The organism is Streptomyces sp. NBC_00576 (assembly GCF_036345175.1).
Lineage (GTDB): Bacteria > Actinomycetota > Actinomycetes > Streptomycetales > Streptomycetaceae > Streptomyces.
Genome location: NZ_CP107780.1, coordinates 2,958,391 through 2,974,950, shown reverse-complemented (window position 1 = coordinate 2,974,950; position 16,560 = coordinate 2,958,391). Strand labels below are relative to the sequence as shown.

The following is a 16,560-nucleotide window of genomic DNA, read 5'->3' as shown; positions in this document are numbered from 1 at the left end:
CGGGCGGTCCCGGTGAGGCGGTGACCGCGGGGGATGGCCGGGCGCGCCATCCTAGGCCCGGAACGAGCCGTCTGACCAGCGGATTCCCAGTACGTATACGGGAATGTCAGTGGCGTGGTGTGCAATGGATCTCGTGCCCGCACTGGAAGAACCACTGAAGCAACCACTGAAATCAGTGCTCGGCCCCGCCACCGCGAAGGTGATGGCCGAGCACCTCGGCCTGCACACCGTCGGCGACCTCCTGCACCACTATCCGCGCAGGTACGAGGAGCGGGGCCAGCTCACCCACCTGGCCGACCTCCCCATGGACGAGCACGTGACGGTGGTCGCCCAGGTGGCCGACGCACGCCTGCACACCTTCGCGTCCTCGAAGGCCCGAGGGGGCAAGGGCCAGCGCCTCGAAGTGACCATCACGGACGGCAGCGGCCGACTCCAACTGGTCTTCTTCGGCCACGGAGTCCACAAACCCCACAAGGAACTCCTCCCCGGCACCCGCGCACTGTTCGCCGGCAAGGTGTCGGTCTTCAACCGCCGCCTGCAACTGGCCCATCCGGCGTACGAGTTGCTGCGCGGCGACACCGACGAGGCGGCGGAGACGGTCGACTCCTGGGCGGGCGCCCTGATCCCGATGTACCCGGCCACGGCGAAGCTGGAGTCCTGGAAGATCGCCAAGTCGGTGCAGACGGTCCTGCCCAGCGCCCAGGAGGCCGTCGACCCGCTGCCCCCCTCCCTCCGGGAGGGCAGGGGCCTCGCCACCCTTCCCGAGGCACTTCTGAAGATCCACCGCCCGCACACCAAGGCGGACATCGACGACGCGCGCACCCGCCTCAAGTGGGACGAGGCGTTCGTCCTCCAGATCGCCCTGGCCCGCCGCCGCCACGCCGACGCCCAACTCCCGGCGGTCCCCCGCAGACCGACCCCGGACGGCCTGCTCACCGCCTTCGACGCGAAACTGCCCTTCACCCTCACCGAGGGCCAGCAGAAGGTCTCCAAGGAGATCTTCGACGACCTGGCCGCGGAACACCCGATGCACCGGCTGCTCCAGGGGGAGGTGGGTTCGGGAAAGACGATGGTGGCCCTCCGCGCCATGCTCGCCGTCGTCGACGCGGGCGGACAGGCCGCGATGCTCGCGCCCACCGAGGTGCTCGCCCAGCAGCACCACCGGTCGATCACCGAGATGATGGGGGAGCTGGCGGAGGGCGGAATGCTCGGCGGCGCCGACAAGGCCACCAAGGTGGTGCTCCTGACCGGCTCCATGGGCACCGCGGCCCGCCGTCAGGCGCTGCTGGACCTCGTCACGGGTGAGGCGGGGCTCGTGATCGGCACGCACGCGTTGATCGAGGACAAGGTCCAGTTCCACGACCTCGGGCTGGTCGTCGTCGACGAACAGCACCGCTTCGGCGTCGAACAGCGCGACGCCCTGCGCGGCAAGGGCAAACAGCCCCCGCACCTCCTCGTCATGACGGCCACACCCATCCCGCGCACGGTCGCCATGACCGTCTTCGGCGACCTGGAGACATCGGTCCTGGACCAGCTCCCGGCCGGCCGCTCGCCGATCGCCAGCCATGTCGTCCCGGCCGCCGACAAACCCCACTTCCTGGCGCGCGCGTGGGAGCGCGTGCGCGAGGACGTGGAGAACGGCCATCAGGCGTATGTGGTCTGCCCCCGTATCGGCGACGACGTCGACGAGCCCGTCGACCCGAAGAAGGCCGGAAAGAAGAAGTCTCCCGAGGACGAGGCCGAGAAGCGCCCGCCGCTCGCCGTCGTGGAGGTGGCCGAGCAACTCATCCGAGGCCCTCTCCAGGGGCTGAAGGTCGAGATCCTGCACGGCCGTATGCACCCCGACGACAAGGACGCCGTGATGCGCCGCTTCGCCGCCGGTGAGACGGACGTACTGGTGGCCACCACGGTCATCGAGGTCGGCGTCAACGTGCCCAACGCGACCGCGATGGTGATCATGGACGCCGACCGTTTCGGCGTCTCCCAGCTCCACCAGCTCCGGGGCCGCGTCGGCCGTGGCTCGGCTGCCGGTCTCTGTCTCCTGGTCAGCGAGATGCCCGAGGCGAGCCCGGCCCGTCAGCGCCTCAACTCCGTCGCCGCCACCCTCGACGGCTTCGAACTGTCCCGCATCGACCTCGAACAACGCCGCGAGGGAGACGTCCTGGGCCAGGCCCAGTCCGGCGCCCGCACCTCCCTGCGGATGCTCACCGTCATCGACGACGAGGAGATCATCGCGGAGGCGAGGGAGGAGGCGGCGGCCATCGTCGCGGCGGACCCCGAGCTGGAGCGTCTCCCGGGCTTGCGTACGGCACTGGACGCGCTCCTGGACGAGGAGAGAGAGCAGTACCTGGACAAGGGGTAAGGGACTCCGTCGCCGGGCCTGGGGGACTGCCCCGTAGGGGCGTCCCCCAGGGGCGCGGGGAACTGCGCGAGCAACCACGATGAACCCGCAGTCGCCAACGCCACAGCGCACCTTCACCCCCGCCTGCGAAACTGAACCCGGACCCATCCCTCGAACAAGGACCCCCAAATGACCCGCGTGATCGCCGGCACAGCCGGCGGACGACGCCTAGCCGTCCCGCCGGGAACCGGCACGCGCCCCACCTCCGACCGCGCCCGAGAGGGCCTCTTCTCCACCTGGCAGGCCCTCCTGGGCGGCCCCCTGGACGGTGAGCGCGTCCTCGACCTGTACGCCGGCTCGGGCGCCGTCGGCCTGGAGGCGCTCAGCCGCGGTGCCGGGCACACCCTGCTCGTGGAGGCCGACGCCCGCGCCGCTCGCATCGTCCGCGAGAACGTGAAGACCCTCGGGCTGCCCGGCGCCGAGGTCAGGGCCGGCAAGGCGGAACAGGTTGTTCGGACGGCGTCCACACAGCCGTACGACATCGTCTTCCTCGACCCGCCTTACGCCGTTCCGGACGACGATCTTCGGGAGATTCTGCTCACACTCCGGGCCGGGGGCTGGCTCGCGGCCCAAGCTCTCGTCACCGTGGAGCGCAGCACCAGAGGCGGTGAATTCCGGTGGCCGGACGGCTTCGAAGCGCTCCGGTCCCGTCGCTACGGCGAGGGAACGTTTTGGTACGGTCGCGCCGCCTCTACGTGCGAAGACGCACGATGACCGGACCGGAGAGCGAGGGATCACTAGTGCGCCGCGCCGTCTGTCCCGGGTCGTTCGACCCGATCACCAACGGACACCTCGACATCATTTCCCGCGCCTCCCGTCTGTACGACGAGGTCTATGTCGCGGTCATGATCAACAAATCCAAGAAGGGCCTCTTCGAGGTCGACGAACGGATCGACCTGATCCGCCAGGTAACCGCCGAGTTCGGCAACGTGCGGGTCGAGTCCTTCCACGGCCTCCTCGTCGACTTCTGCAAGCAGCGCGACATTCCGGCCATCGTCAAGGGCCTGCGCGCCGTCAGCGACTTCGACTACGAACTCCAGATGGCCCAGATGAACAACGGACTGTCCGGTGTCGAGACGCTCTTCGTACCGACCAACCCCACCTACAGCTTCCTCTCCTCCTCGCTCGTCAAGGAGGTCGCCGCCTGGGGCGGGGACGTCTCCCACCTTGTGCCGCCGCTCGTCCTGGAAGCCCTCGACGGCCGCCTCAAGAAGGACTGACAAACCGTCACTCGGTGTCGGGCGGGTCGGCAGGAGTCGTACAGTCGACCCGTCCGTCTTCATCACAGCTGTAGAGAGTGGCGAGCACACGGTGGACGTGCAGAAGAAGCTCGACGAGATCGTCTCCTCGGTCTCCAGTGCCCGGTCGATGCCCATGTCGGCCTCGTGCGTGGTCAACCGCGCCGACCTGCTCGCGATGCTGGAAGAGGTGCGCGCGGCTCTGCCCGGCTCCCTCGCGCAGGCGCAGGAGCTGATCGGCGACCGGGAACAGCTCGTCGAGCAGGCCCGCCAGGAGGCCGACCGGATCATCCGGACCGCGCACGACGAGCGCGGCTCCCTGATCTCCGACACGGAGGTCGCCCGCCGCTCCCAGAGCGAGGCCGACCGCATCCTTGCCGAGGCCCGCAAGGAGGCCGAGGACGTCCGCGCCGAGGCCGACGACTACGTCGACTCCAAGCTCGCCAACTTCGAGGTCGTCCTCACCAAGACCCTCGGCTCGGTCGGCCGCGGCCGCGAGAAACTGCTCGGCACCGGCCCCGGCCTCGACGACCAGGGATACGAGGACGAGGACGCCCCCGAGCGCAGCCACGACCCCGAGACCCTGCGCCTCAACGCCGACAAGTACGTCGACGTGAAGCTCGGCGCCTTCGAGGCCGTCCTCGCCAAGACCCTGGAGGCGGTGGGCCGCGGCCGGCAGACCCTGCACGGCCGTATCGCGTCCGACGATCTCGGAGCCCTCGGTCAGGACGACGACGGCAACCCCAGGCAGCACACCAGCGACGCCGACTACCTCGCCGACCTCGCCGCCTCCCCGGACTCCCTCGGGGAGCAGCCCCGGGCGGCGGAGATCCCGGCCCAGCCGCAGTACGGCCAGCAGGACCAGTACGGCTACCAGCAGCCCGCCGACCCCTACGGCGGCTACCAGCAGGCGTACGCCCAGCAGCAGGACCAGTACGGCTACCAGTCCGCCGACCCGTACGCCTACCAGGGGTACGACGGGCAGCAGGCCGCCTACGACCCCGCCCAGGTCCAGCAGGGTTACGCCCAACCGGAACAGCAACAGCAGCAGCCCCACGCCCTCGACGAGACCAGTCTCTTCGACACCGGCATGATCAGCGCCGAGCAGCTGCGCGCCTACGAACAGGGGCGCGGCGGGCAGTAAGTGCTCGCACGGGGGCCGGATTGGGCCGTGGGCGGAAGGTCCAGTATCCTGGCTCTTCGGTCGCATGTATCTCTGCGATCACCGCTGCCCGGAAGACGAGCGGCTGAGCATCGAAGATCGAAAGCAGGAATGGCTCTGAACGCCCGCCTCGACCACCGCAACCCTCTCGTGTTCGACACACACGAGCTGGGGCGGCGTCCTGGCGCGCTGCAGCGCCTGACCCGTGAGATCGACGCTCCCAAGGATCTCGGGATCCAGGGAGTCATCGGAGTGCTGGAAGGCGCGCCGGTGGAGCTCGAACTCCGTCTGGAGTCCGTCATGGAAGGTGTGCTTGTCACAGGCACCGCCCGTGCACGGGCCAAGGGGGAGTGCGTAAGGTGTCTGGAGCCGCTGGAGCAGGAGCTCGAAGCGGAATTCCAGGAGATGTTCTCGTACCCTGACGCCGACGACCGGGGCCGTGTGAAAGCGGAGCCGGCCGACGACGCCGAGGACGACGAGGACGTGCTCTTCATCGAGGACGGCTTGTTCGACCTCGAACCCGTGCTGCGAGATGCGGTGGTGCTCGCACTGCCGATGCAGCCGGTGTGCCAGGACGACTGTCCCGGCCTGTGCTCCGAGTGCGGAGCGCGGCTGGCGGACGACCCGGGACACCACCATGACGCCGTCGACATTCGTTGGGCGGCACTGCAGGGACTCGCAGGTTCACTCGAACCCGGCGAGAAGGACGAGATCAGCGGCGCCGAAGCGCAAGCGGGCGTCGACGAGAAGCAGGAGAAGTAGCCGTGGCTGTTCCGAAGCGGAAGATGTCGCGCAGCAACACGCGCCACCGCCGGTCGCAGTGGAAGGCTGCGGTCCCCACTCTGGTTGCGTGCGAGCGTTGCCAGGAGCCCAAGCTGCAGCACATCGCGTGCCCGTCTTGTGGCACTTACAACAAGCGCCAGGTCCTCGAGGTCTGAGCGGCCGGTGAGAGGCTTCATGTCTGACGCCCAGGCGGATTCGACCGCCAAGAAAAAGGCGGACACGGCCTCGTCCCACACGCTTCTGGAAGGGCGGCTCGGCTACCAGCTCGAGTCCGCCCTTCTGGTGCGTGCGCTGACCCACCGTTCGTACGCGTACGAGAACGGCGGTCTGCCCACCAATGAGCGTCTGGAGTTCCTCGGGGACTCCGTGCTCGGCCTGGTGGTCACGGACACGCTGTACCGCACCCACCCCGACCTCCCAGAAGGCCAGTTGGCCAAGCTGCGGGCCGCGGTGGTCAACTCTCGTGCGCTCGCGGAAGTGGGCCGTGAGCTCGAACTCGGCTCCTTCATCCGGCTCGGCCGGGGTGAAGAGGGCACGGGCGGGCGGGACAAGGCGTCCATCCTCGCCGACACCCTCGAAGCGGTGATCGGCGCTGTCTATCTCGACCAGGGTCTCGACGCGGCGGGCGAACTCGTCCACCGTCTCTTCGACCCACTGATCGAGAAATCCTCGAACCTCGGAGCCGGCCTGGACTGGAAGACCAGTCTCCAGGAGCTCACCGCGACCGAAGGACTCGGTGTGCCCGAGTACCTGGTCACGGAGACCGGACCGGACCACGAGAAGACCTTCACAGCTGCCGCCCGCGTCGGAGGCGTCTCGTACGGCACCGGCACCGGCCGCAGCAAGAAGGAGGCGGAGCAGCAGGCCGCGGAGTCGGCCTGGCGTTCCATCCGTGCGGATGCGGATGAACGCGCGAAGGCCGCTGCCGCGGAGGCGGTGGCTGAAGCCGCAGCTGAGGCTGCGGTGCCTGCTGAGGATGACGCTGAGGCGTCTTCCTCCACATCTGCCTGAGGTTGCGTGCACCAGTGCCTGTCCCTCGCGGGACGGCACTGGTGTTCTTTCGGTTGATTTACGGCCGCGGGCCCGTTGTGGCTTGTCGCGCCCCGCGGCGGAGCCGCAAATGCCACGGCCCCGCGCCCCTATCGGGGGCGCGTTTTTGCTGGGGGAGTTTGTATGCCTGAGTTGCCTGAAGTCGAGGTTGTACGGCGTGGGCTGGCCCGATGGGTTGCTCAGCGCATCGTTGCCGACGCCGAGGTGTTGCACCCCCGTGCCGTGCGGCGGCACATCGCAGGCGCCGACGACTTCACGTACCGCCTCAAAGGGCATCGCATCGGTACGCCCAGCCGGCGTGGGAAGTATCTGTGGCTGCCGTTGGAGGACACCGGGCAGTCGGTGCTCGCGCATCTCGGGATGAGCGGGCAGCTTCTGGTGCAGCCGCACGAGGCCGCCGACGAGAAGCATCTGCGCATTCGCGTCCGGTTCGCCGACGAGCTCGCCACCGAGCTGCGCTTCGTCGACCAACGCACCTTCGGTGGACTGTCGTTGCACGACAACACCCCCGACGGGTTGCCCGACGTCATCGCCCACATCGCGCGCGACCCCCTCGACCCGCTGTTCGACGACGAGGCCTTCCATCAGGCGCTGCGCCGGAAGCGTACGACCATCAAACGGGCCCTGCTCGACCAGTCGTTGATCAGCGGCGTCGGCAACATCTACGCGGATGAGGCTCTTTGGCGCTCGCGCGTCCACTACGAACGTCCGACCGCGGGCTTCACCCGACCGCGCACGGCCGAACTCCTGGGCCACGTACGGGACGTGATGAACGCCGCGCTGGCCGTGGGCGGTACGAGCTTCGACAGTCTGTACGTCAACGTCAATGGCGAATCGGGGTACTTCGACCGCTCGCTCGACGCCTACGGACGCGAGGGGCTGCCCTGCAAACGCTGTGCGACGCCGATGCTGCGCCGCCCCTGGATGAACAGGTCCAGCTACTTCTGCCCCAAGTGCCAGCGGACGCCGCGCCTTTCGCCGTAGTCGAGCGCAAGTCGGGTGTGTGCGGCGTGAGTGTTATGGGCGCGGGGTGCGCGTCTCGTCGTACCGCTCGCGTGCCGCCAGTACGGAGTCCATGCGGCCCTCCACGAAGTGGATGAGCGCCAGTAGGCGCTCGGCGACCTCGTGGCCCAGGGGGGTCAGCTCGTAGTCCACGCGGGGCGGGTTCGTCGGCTGGGCCTCGCGGTGGACCAGGCCGTCGCGCTCCAGGGCCTGGAGAGTCTGGGAGAGCATCTTCTCGCTCACACCGTCGACGCGACGCCGAAGCTCGTTGAAGCGGAGCGAGCCCTCCTGCAGGGCGCCGAGGGTGAGGGCGCCCCAGCGGCCCGTGACGTGCTCCAGCGTGCCGCGCGAGGGGCAGGCCTTGGCGAACACGTCGTAGGGGAGGGGCTGCTCCTCCATGGTGTCCATCATGACCCCAGCGTACGCCAGCGCAGCGCTGACCTGAAGATTGCGCTAACCAGTAGTTAGTGCAATGGGTGGATGGTCAGGCTGTTCCGCTGGTCGGTATCCGACTCAGTAGCCGAAGTCCTGTGTCCACCACGGGCCGCCCGAGCCGAGGTGGACGCCCACTCCCAGGGTCTTGAAGTCGCAGTTCAGGATGTTCGCCTTGTGGCCGGGGCTGTTCATCCAGGCCTCCATCACCGCGGCCGCGTCAGCCTGTCCACGGGCGATGTTCTCGCCGCCGAGGTCGGTGATGCCGGCCTTGTCCGCCCGGTCCCAGGGCGAGAGGCCATCGGGGTCGGTGTGGTCGAAGAAGTCCCGGGCGGCCATGTCCTCGCTGAACGCCTCCGCCAGGTCCTGCAGCGCGCTGTTCGCCGACACCGCGCTGCAGCCCACCTTCGCCCGCTCCTCGTTGACGAGCTTGAGCACCTCCGCCTCGGCGGCGGCCTGTGCGGACACCGTGATGGGGGCGGAGGACTGCTGCTTCTGCTTCGACTTCGTCGGAGTGGGCGTCGGCGTCGCCTTCGGCGCCTCACTGGGCGTGACCACCGACTTCTTCGGCGGAGCGGGGGTCGTCGGGGCCGCTGACGCGGTCGACTGCGAGGGTGACGGAGACGGGGAAGAGGGCGAGGGTGAGGACGGAGCCGACGTGTCGCGATCCGCGTCGCGGCTCGTCGACGTACCGCTGTCACGGTCCTCGGCGGCGTTGCCGGACGTACCGCCCTGCTGGATCTCGTCGTTCGTCGGGGTGTCCGCGGCCTGCACCTTGTCGCCGCTGCTGCCACCGCCGATCGAGTACTTGTCGCCTCCGGGCAGCACACCCGTGGCGACCGCGACGGTGCCCAGCGCGACCGCGGCGGAGACGCCGAGCAGGCCCGTGCGGATCGGCATGGACGAGCGCTTCTTGCGGCGCCGGCGGGTAACACCGCTCGCCCGCCCGTCCAGGATGCCGTCGCCGCCCACCGCCGCGCGGGTACCGGCGCCGTCCGGGGCGAAGAGGTAGGCGTCGCTCCTCGCGTAGGCGTCGGAGTGCGCCTCGGGGTTCAGGTAGGGGGCGATGCCCACAGTGGTGGACGCGTCCTCCCACAGCGTGTTGTACGCGGTGTGAGGGGTATGCGGGACCGGGGAGTCGTACGGTCCGTGACCGGATCCGTAACCGTCCGTGTCCGAATCGTATGGTTCCGTGACCCCCGTGGCGCGACCCGTGGCGGCGCTTCCGGCGGCGGAGCGTCGGTGGCGTCCCATGTTTTGGCCTTCCTCGTCCTTGCGGTCAGGATTACTCACTCGAACGAGTGAGTTTCATATGAGATTCGTTGGGTGGGGACGGTACCCCATGGCGCAAGGGGAGGAAGTGCTCAGAGAGACATTGGCCCGTTAGCGTGCATCCATGAACGAGGATGCACGGCTGGTCGCCTGGGTGCGCGGACGAGTCCAGGGCGTGGGTTTCCGCTGGTTCACACGGGCGAGGGCCCTGGAGATCGGTGGCCTGAGTGGTTTTGCTCTCAATTTGGACGACGGACGTGTGCAAGTGGTCGCGGAAGGCGCGCGTCAGGGCTGCGAGGAACTGCTCGACTGGCTGCGCGGGGACGACACGCCCGGCCGCGTGGACGGCGTCACCGAGATCTGGGACACACCTCGCCGGATCTACGACGGCTTCGCCATCCGCTGAGGCGGTTCTGTAAAGAGGCCCAGGCGGCGACCCGTGGACATGCCACGCGCACCTGTCCACAGCAGAAACGAGCAGGTGGTTGCCAAGAAGCGCAGGTCGTGGCAGGCTCCGCAGAAAACGCTTGTCGCCACGTCCTCGGGACCCGCCGGAGTCGCAGCGCCGCCCGCCAGGGGCCGCGCGCCCCCGGGTCGCCCGCCAATACAGGGCGTGATCGTGTTGACCGTCAAACTTTTTGGTGAGACGCTGAAAGCCCCGCGCACCTTAGCTGTTTGGCATGTAAGAACGGCAGCACGAACGTCGGCAAGAACTCCAGAGTGCCAAGCATCGCGGGTGCGATTCCCTCACGACCCACACCGCTTTCGGTCGGTCACTCAGTGTGGAGGACCATCAATCATGGCAAAGGCGCTTCTCGGTTACGTCGGCGGCTCTGACCCGCGACTCCTCGCCGAGATGCGACGGCTCCAGCAGCGCGTACAGGACCTGGAATCCGAACTCGGACGCATCCAGGCGGAGAACGACGAGCTGACGGCTGCCGCTTCTCACGACTCGCTTCTCGAGAGCATCGACGCACGCCAGGCGGAGCCTGCGCTCACCTGATCCCTGCATCGGTAACGCACTGCATCAGAGCACTGCGCATCGCAACAACTCACAGTGGTTGAGCTGCCCGTGTCAACCACTGAGGGTCAGAGTTTGGCCAGAGTATTGCAAGGGACGCTTCGGCGTCCCTTCTTTATTTCGCCGTGCTTCCCATGTGCTCCCCCGTGGTCCTCGAGTGGGCCTCCCCAAGTTCTCCACTCTCTTTAACGTCTGATGTGCCCTGCACGTTCATCGGTGAAACCGCCGGGGGGTATCCAGGGGTTCATCGTGTGACATACCGGCGGAAGGTAGAGTCCAGCGGCGTGCACCTCAAGGCCCTGACCCTCCGTGGGTTCAAGTCGTTCGCCTCGGCGACCACGCTCCGGTTCGAGCCGGGCATCACGTGTGTCGTGGGGCCGAACGGGTCGGGCAAGTCCAATGTCGTGGACGCGCTCAGCTGGGTCATGGGCGAACAGGGCGCCAAGTCGCTGCGTGGCGGCAAGATGGAGGACGTCATCTTCGCCGGCACCACCGGGCGCCCGCCGCTCGGCCGCGCCGAGGTGTCCCTCACCATCGACAACTCCGACGGCGCGTTGCCCATCGAGTACGCCGAGGTCACCATCACGCGGATCATGTTCCGCAACGGCGGCAGCGAGTACCAGATCAACGGCGACACCTGCCGGCTCCTTGACATCCAGGAGCTGCTGTCCGACTCCGGCATCGGCCGCGAGATGCACGTCATCGTCGGCCAGGGCCAGCTGGACTCCGTACTGCACGCCGACCCGATGGGTCGCCGCGCCTTCATCGAGGAGGCAGCCGGCGTACTGAAGCACCGCAAGCGCAAGGAGAAGGCGCTGCGCAAGCTGGACGCGATGAAGGCGAACCTCGCCCGCGTCCAGGACCTCACCGACGAACTGCGTCGCCAACTGAAACCGCTGGGACGGCAGGCGGCGGTCGCACGCAGGGCCGCCGTCATCCAGGCGGACCTGCGCGACGCCCGGCTCCGGCTCCTCGCCGACGATCTCGTGCGGCTGCGTGGAGCGCTCCAGACGGAGGTCGCGGACGAGGCCGCGCTCAAGGAACGCAAGGAGACGACGGAGGCCGAGCTGAAGAAGGCCCTCCAGCGCGAGGCGCTGCTGGAGGACGAGGTACGGCAGCTCACACCGCGCCTCCAGCGCGCGCAGCAGACCTGGTACGAGCTCTCCCAGCTCGCCGAACGTGTGCGCGGCACCGTCTCGCTGGCCGACGCGCGCGTGAAGAGCGCGACCTCCGCCCCCGCCGAGGAGCGGCGCGGACGGGAGCCCGAGGACATGGAGCGCGAGGCCGCGCGCATCCGCGAGCAGGAGGCCGAGCTCGAAGCGGCCCTGGAGGCGGCCGAACACGCGCTGGAGGACACGGTCGAGCACCGGGCCGATCTGGAGCGCGAACTCGTGGTCGAGGAACGGCGCCTGAAGGACGTGGCCCGCGCGATTGCCGACCGCCGCGAGGGCCTGGCCCGGCTGAACGGCCAGGTCAACGCCGCCCGGTCGCGTGCGGCCAGTGCCCAGGCCGAGATCGACCGTCTCGCCGCCGCCCGCGACGAGGCCCAGGAACGGGCGGTCGCGGCCCAGGAGGAGTACGAGACCCTGCAGGCCGAGGTCGACGGCCTCGACGCGGGCGACGCGGACCTGGCGGAACGGCACGACACGGCGAAGGCCGCCCTGACCGACGCGGAAGCGGCCCTCACGGCGGCCCGTGAGGCGGCTACGGCGGAGGAACGCCGGCGCGCCGCCACCCAGGCCCGCCACGAGGCCCTGGCCCTCGGCCTGCGCCGCAAGGACGGCACGGGCGTGCTGCTGGCCGCGGGGGACCGCCTCACCGGCCTGCTCGGCCCGGCGGCAGAGCTGCTGACGATCATCCCTGGCCACGAGGTCGCCGTGGCCGCCGCCTTCGGCGCGGCGGCGGACGCGATCGCGGTAACGACCCCGGCCTCGGCAGCGTCCGCGATCCGCCTGCTGCGCAAACAGGACGGCGGGCGAGCTTCGCTGCTGCTGGCGGGGGCGCCGGAGGAGGCGCAGCCGGCGAAGGAGCAAGGGGGCAACCTGCGGCGGTCGGGTGGCCCAGTGGGTGAACCGGGCGTGGGCATGGGCGCGCTTGTCCCGGCGGGCTCGGCGGATGTCGATCGGCGTTCCGGTGTAGGGCCGGGTGTCGGCTCGGGTCCTGTGGACGGGTCGGCGGAGGCGGCGAAGGCGCAAACGGGCGGGGTGCGGTGGCCGGGCGGTCCGGTGGGTGAACCGGGTGCGGGCGCGTCTGGCCCGGCGGGCTCGGCGGATGTCGATCGGCGTTCCGGTGTAGGGCCGGGTGTCGGCTCGGGTCCTGTGGACAGTTCGGCGGAGGCGGTTCGGAGGGTGGCGGGGGAGCCCGACGGGGGTGAGCCGGGCGCGGGGTCGGTTGGCGCGGTTGGCCTTGGACGGTCGGTGGTGGAGGCGCGGGGGATCGCTGACAGTCCGGGGGCTCTCGCCGATGCTGCCGGTGCTGGACAGCGGGTGGCGGGGGAGCCGGGTTCCGGTTCGGGTGAGGAGCGGTCGGACGGTCCCGGCGCGCAACAGTGGCCTCCGGTGCCGGCGTACGAAGGATCCGGCGACGAAGACACCCGGGGCGCCGACGCTCCGGGCCGTCCGGGCGCGGGAGTCGCACTGGGCGTCGGCTCCGGCCCGACCGCGGGTCCCGCATCCGGCGATGCCCGCGCCGTCTACGGCCAGAGCTCCGCGCCCGGCGATCGTGCCGCGGCCCGGGGCCGCGGGCCCGGCGGGCTGTTCCTTGCCGCCGACCTCGTCCGTGGCCCCGCCGAACTCATGCCCGCCGTACGCCGGTTGCTGCGCGGGATCGTGGTCGTCGGGACGCTCGAAGACGCCGAGGAACTGGTGTACGCGCGACCGGAGTTGACCGCCGTGACCGCCGAAGGCGATCTGCTGGGCGCCCACTTCGCGCACGGCGGGTCCGCCGGGGCGCCGAGTCTCCTGGAAGTGCAGGCCTCCGTAGACGAGGCCGCCGCCGAGCTCGACGAACTGGCCGTGCGGTGCGAGGAGTTGGCCGTGGCCCAGCGGCTCGCCGGGGAGCGGCGCAAGGAGTGCGCCGCGTTCGTCGAGGAGCTGGGGGAGCGGCGGCGGACCGCCGACCGGGAGAAGTCGGCCGTCGCGCAGCAGCTCGGGCGGCTCGCCGGGCAGGCCAGGGGCGCTGCCGGAGAGGCCGAGAGGTCCACCGCGGCCGCGGCGCGGGCGCAGGAAGCGCTCGACAGGGCCGTACAGGATGCCGAGGAGCTCGCGGAGCGGCTGGCTGTCGCCGAGGAGATGCCCGTCGAGGAGGAGCCCGACACGGGAGTACGGGATCGGCTCGCCGCCGATGGTGCCAACGCGCGGCAGACCGAGATGGAGGCCCGGCTCCAGGTCCGTACGCACGAGGAGCGGGTCAAGGGGCTGGCCGGAAGGGCCGACTCGCTCGACCGGGCCGCACGCGCCGAACGGGAGGCACGCGCGCGTGCCGAGCAGCGGCGGGCGCGGCTCAGACACGAGGCGACCGTCGCCGAAGCCGTCGCCTCCGGCGCGCGGCAGCTGCTCGCCCACGTCGAGGTCTCCCTCTCCCGGGCCGATGAGGAACGCACCGCGGCCGACGCCGCCAAGGCCCGGCGTGAGCAGGAACTGACCGGCGCTCGCGCCGCCGGTCGTGATCTCAAGGCCGACCTCGACAAGTTGACGGATTCGATGCACCGCGGTGAGGTACTCGGCGCCGAGAAGCGGCTGCGGATCGAGCAGCTGGAGTCCAAGGCGCTGGAGGAACTCGGTGTGGAACCGGAGGGGTTGGTGGCCGAGTACGGCCCGCACCAGTTGGTGCCGCCCTCGCCCCCCGCCGAGGGCGAGGAGCTGCCGGAGGACCCGGAGCACCCGCGCAACCAGCCGAAGCAGTTCCACCGCGCCGAGCAGGAGAAGCGGCTCAAGGCGACCGAGAGGGCCTACCAGCAGCTCGGCAAGGTCAATCCGCTGGCGCTGGAGGAGTTCGCGGCACTGGAGGAACGCCACAAGTTCCTCAGCGAGCAGCTTGAGGACCTGAAGAAGACACGCACCGATCTGCTTCAGGTGGTGAAGGAGGTCGACGAGCGCGTCGAACAGGTCTTCACCGAGGCGTACCGGGACACGGCGGTGCAGTTCGAGGGCGTCTTCAGCCGGCTGTTCCCCGGAGGCGAGGGGCGGTTGATCCTGACCGATCCCGACAACATGCTCACCACGGGCGTGGATGTCGAAGCCCGGCCTCCGGGCAAGAAGGTCAAGCGGTTGTCGCTGCTCTCCGGTGGTGAGCGCTCACTCACCGCCGTGGCGTTGCTGGTGTCGATCTTCAAGGCCAGGCCGAGTCCCTTCTATGTGATGGACGAAGTCGAGGCCGCCCTCGACGACACCAACCTTCAGCGGCTCATCCGCATCATGCAGGAGCTCCAGGAAGCCTCGCAGCTCATCGTGATCACGCACCAGAAGCGGACGATGGAGGTCGCCGATGCGCTGTACGGCGTCTCCATGCAGGGCGACGGCGTGTCGAAGGTGATTTCACAGCGGCTCCGCTAGTCCCCGCCAGCCCTCCTTTCAACCTTCAAGACTTGAACACAAACCGGTTGCGTGTATCTTGCACCTCACACTCGTCGGCACTATTGACTTCGAAACTTGAAGGCATAGTCTCGGCAATGTCGTTTTTACCTTCAGGTACCACCTACCTGACAGGGTCCCCCCACCCGGCGGCGTTGCCGGTGGCCCGAGGAGTTGTACGTGACCAGCACTGAGCAGGCACTCAAGTCAGGAGCCGGAACGGCTCATCCCGAGCATCTCGGACACGTCATCTTCATCGCGGCAGCGGCCGCGATGGGCGGTTTCCTCTTCGGCTACGACAGCGCTGTGATCAACGGCGCCGTCGAGGCCATCCGGGGCCGCTACGACATCGGCTCCGCGGCCCTGGCGCAGGTCATCGCCATCGCGCTGATCGGCTGCGCCGTCGGTGCCGCCACCGCGGGGCGCCTGGCCGACCGCATCGGCCGTATCCGCTGTATGCAGATCTCCGCCGTGCTCTTCACGATCAGCGCCGTCGGCTCCGCGCTGCCCTTCGCGCTGTACGACCTGGCCTTCTGGCGGATCGTCGGCGGCTTCGCCATCGGCATGGCCTCTGTCATCGGCCCCGCCTACATCGCCGAGGTCGCCCCGGCCGCGTACCGAGGACGGCTCGGGTCCTTCCAGCAGGCCGCGATCGTCGTCGGCATCGCCATCTCGCAGCTGGTCAACTGGGGCATCCTGAACGCGGCGGGCGGTGACCAGCGCGGTGAGCTGCTGGGCGTCGAAGCCTGGCAGGTCATGCTCGGCGTGATGGTCGTACCGGCGGTGCTGTACGGGCTGCTGTCCCTCGCGATCCCCGAGTCGCCGCGCTTCCTGATCTCCGTCGGCCGGGACGAGCGCGCCCGTGAGGTGCTGCGCGAGGTCGAGGGGGACGGAGCCGACCTGGACGCCCGGGTCGCCGAGATCGAGCACGCCATGAAGAGCGAGCACAAGTCGACCTTCCGGGACCTGCTCGGCGGCACCTTCTTCTTCAAGCCGATCGTCTGGATCGGCATCGGGCTCTCGGTCTTCCAGCAGTTCGTCGGCATCAACGTGGCGTTCTACTACTCCTCGACGCTGTGGCAGTCGGTCGGCGTCGACCCGACGGAGTCGTTCTTCTACTCCTTCACCACGTCGATCATCAACATCGTCGGCACCGTGATCGCCATGATCTTCGTCGACCGGATCGGCCGCCGGCCGCTGGCACTCATCGGTTCCGTCGGCATGGTCGTCGGGCTCGCCCTGGAGGCCTGGGCCTTCTCCTTCGACCTCGTCGACGGCAAGCTGCCCGCCACGCAGGGCTGGGTCGCCCTGGTCGCCGCCCACATCTTCGTCCTCTTCTTCGCCCTGTCCTGGGGTGTCGTTGTCTGGGTCTTCCTCGGCGAGATGTTCCCGAACAAGATCCGCGCCGCCGCCCTGGGCGTGGCCGCCGCCGCGCAGTGGATCGCCAACTGGGCCATCACCGCGAGCTTCCCGTCGCTGGCCGACTGGAACCTCTCCGTGACCTACGTGATCTACACGATCTTCGCCGCGCTCTCGATCCCGTTCGTCCTCAGGTTCGTCAAGGAGACGAAGGGCAAGACGCTGGAGGAGATGGGCTAGTCCCGGTACCTCCTCCGCCATGACTCGGG

13 protein-coding genes and 1 pseudogene are annotated in these 16,560 nt (G+C 69.2%); 12 read left to right on the top strand and 2 right to left on the bottom strand.

Going from position 1 to position 16,560, the window contains the following annotated elements:
* The first annotated feature begins 124 nt into the window (after window positions 1-124).
* The 8 genes and pseudogenes from recG to mutM all read left to right on the top strand — a co-directional run bounded on the left by recG (window position 125) and on the right by mutM (window position 7,618).
* The gene (gene recG / locus OG734_RS12315; RefSeq protein WP_330287533.1) at window positions 125-2,362 is read left to right on the top strand and encodes an ATP-dependent DNA helicase RecG; all 2,238 of its coding nucleotides are present in this window, start codon (window positions 125-127) and stop codon (window positions 2,360-2,362) included.
* A 165-nt stretch (window positions 2,363-2,527) separates the two neighbouring features.
* Window positions 2,528-3,115 (top strand): annotated as a pseudogene (rsmD, locus tag OG734_RS12310) (16S rRNA (guanine(966)-N(2))-methyltransferase RsmD); the annotation flags it as partial.
* A 26-nt stretch (window positions 3,116-3,141) separates the two neighbouring features.
* The gene (gene coaD, locus OG734_RS12305) at window positions 3,142-3,621 is read left to right on the top strand and encodes a pantetheine-phosphate adenylyltransferase (protein WP_006375441.1); all 480 of its coding nucleotides are present in this window, start codon (window positions 3,142-3,144) and stop codon (window positions 3,619-3,621) included.
* A 91-nt stretch (window positions 3,622-3,712) separates the two neighbouring features.
* A complete protein-coding gene (locus tag OG734_RS12300) occupies window positions 3,713-4,783 on the top strand; it encodes an ATP synthase F0 subunit B (RefSeq protein WP_330287532.1) in 1,071 nt (356 codons plus the stop codon).
* 129 nt (window positions 4,784-4,912) lie between these two features.
* Window positions 4,913-5,563 (top strand): YceD family protein, encoded by a 651-nt coding sequence (locus OG734_RS12295; protein ID WP_330287531.1) that lies wholly within the window; start codon window positions 4,913-4,915, stop codon window positions 5,561-5,563.
* Window positions 5,564-5,565: 2 nt separating this feature from the next.
* The gene (gene rpmF, locus OG734_RS12290; RefSeq protein WP_030753522.1) at window positions 5,566-5,739 is read left to right on the top strand and encodes a 50S ribosomal protein L32; all 174 of its coding nucleotides are present in this window, start codon (window positions 5,566-5,568) and stop codon (window positions 5,737-5,739) included.
* A gap of 19 nt (window positions 5,740-5,758) precedes the next feature.
* The gene (gene rnc / locus OG734_RS12285) at window positions 5,759-6,595 is read left to right on the top strand and encodes a ribonuclease III (RefSeq protein WP_330287530.1); all 837 of its coding nucleotides are present in this window, start codon (window positions 5,759-5,761) and stop codon (window positions 6,593-6,595) included.
* A 162-nt stretch (window positions 6,596-6,757) separates the two neighbouring features.
* Entirely contained in the window at window positions 6,758-7,618 is an 861-nt protein-coding gene (mutM, locus tag OG734_RS12280) for a bifunctional DNA-formamidopyrimidine glycosylase/DNA-(apurinic or apyrimidinic site) lyase (protein WP_330287529.1), read from the top strand.
* Window positions 7,619-7,651: 33 nt separating this feature from the next.
* Here mutM and OG734_RS12275 read toward each other — a convergent pair whose 3' ends face one another.
* Together OG734_RS12275 and OG734_RS12270 are read right to left on the bottom strand one after the other, a co-directional pair.
* Window positions 7,652-8,044 (bottom strand): winged helix-turn-helix transcriptional regulator, encoded by a 393-nt coding sequence (locus tag OG734_RS12275; protein ID WP_330293640.1) that lies wholly within the window; start codon window positions 8,042-8,044, stop codon window positions 7,652-7,654.
* 105 nt (window positions 8,045-8,149) lie between these two features.
* Window positions 8,150-9,322, bottom strand: coding sequence for a CAP domain-containing protein (locus OG734_RS12270; protein ID WP_330287528.1), 1,173 nt, complete (start codon window positions 9,320-9,322; stop codon window positions 8,150-8,152).
* A 142-nt stretch (window positions 9,323-9,464) separates the two neighbouring features.
* Between OG734_RS12270 and OG734_RS12265 the strand changes: the two genes are divergently transcribed.
* The 4 genes from OG734_RS12265 (at window position 9,465) to OG734_RS12250 (ending at window position 16,531) form a co-directional block, all read left to right on the top strand.
* Window positions 9,465-9,746, top strand: coding sequence for an acylphosphatase (locus tag OG734_RS12265; RefSeq protein WP_330287527.1), 282 nt, complete (start codon window positions 9,465-9,467; stop codon window positions 9,744-9,746).
* Window positions 9,747-10,139: 393 nt separating this feature from the next.
* On the top strand, window positions 10,140-10,343 hold the full coding sequence (locus tag OG734_RS12260) for a hypothetical protein (RefSeq protein ID WP_006375438.1): 204 nt from the start codon (window positions 10,140-10,142) through the stop codon (window positions 10,341-10,343).
* Window positions 10,344-10,645: 302 nt separating this feature from the next.
* Window positions 10,646-14,914 carry an AAA family ATPase gene (locus tag OG734_RS12255; protein WP_330287526.1) on the top strand — a complete coding sequence of 1,423 codons (4,269 nt, stop codon included), beginning with the start codon at window positions 10,646-10,648 and terminating at the stop codon, window positions 14,912-14,914.
* Window positions 14,915-15,112: 198 nt separating this feature from the next.
* Window positions 15,113-16,531, top strand: a complete 1,419-nt coding sequence (locus tag OG734_RS12250; RefSeq protein WP_330287525.1) for a sugar porter family MFS transporter — start codon at window positions 15,113-15,115, stop codon at window positions 16,529-16,531.
* Window positions 16,532-16,560: the final 29 nt, after the last annotated feature.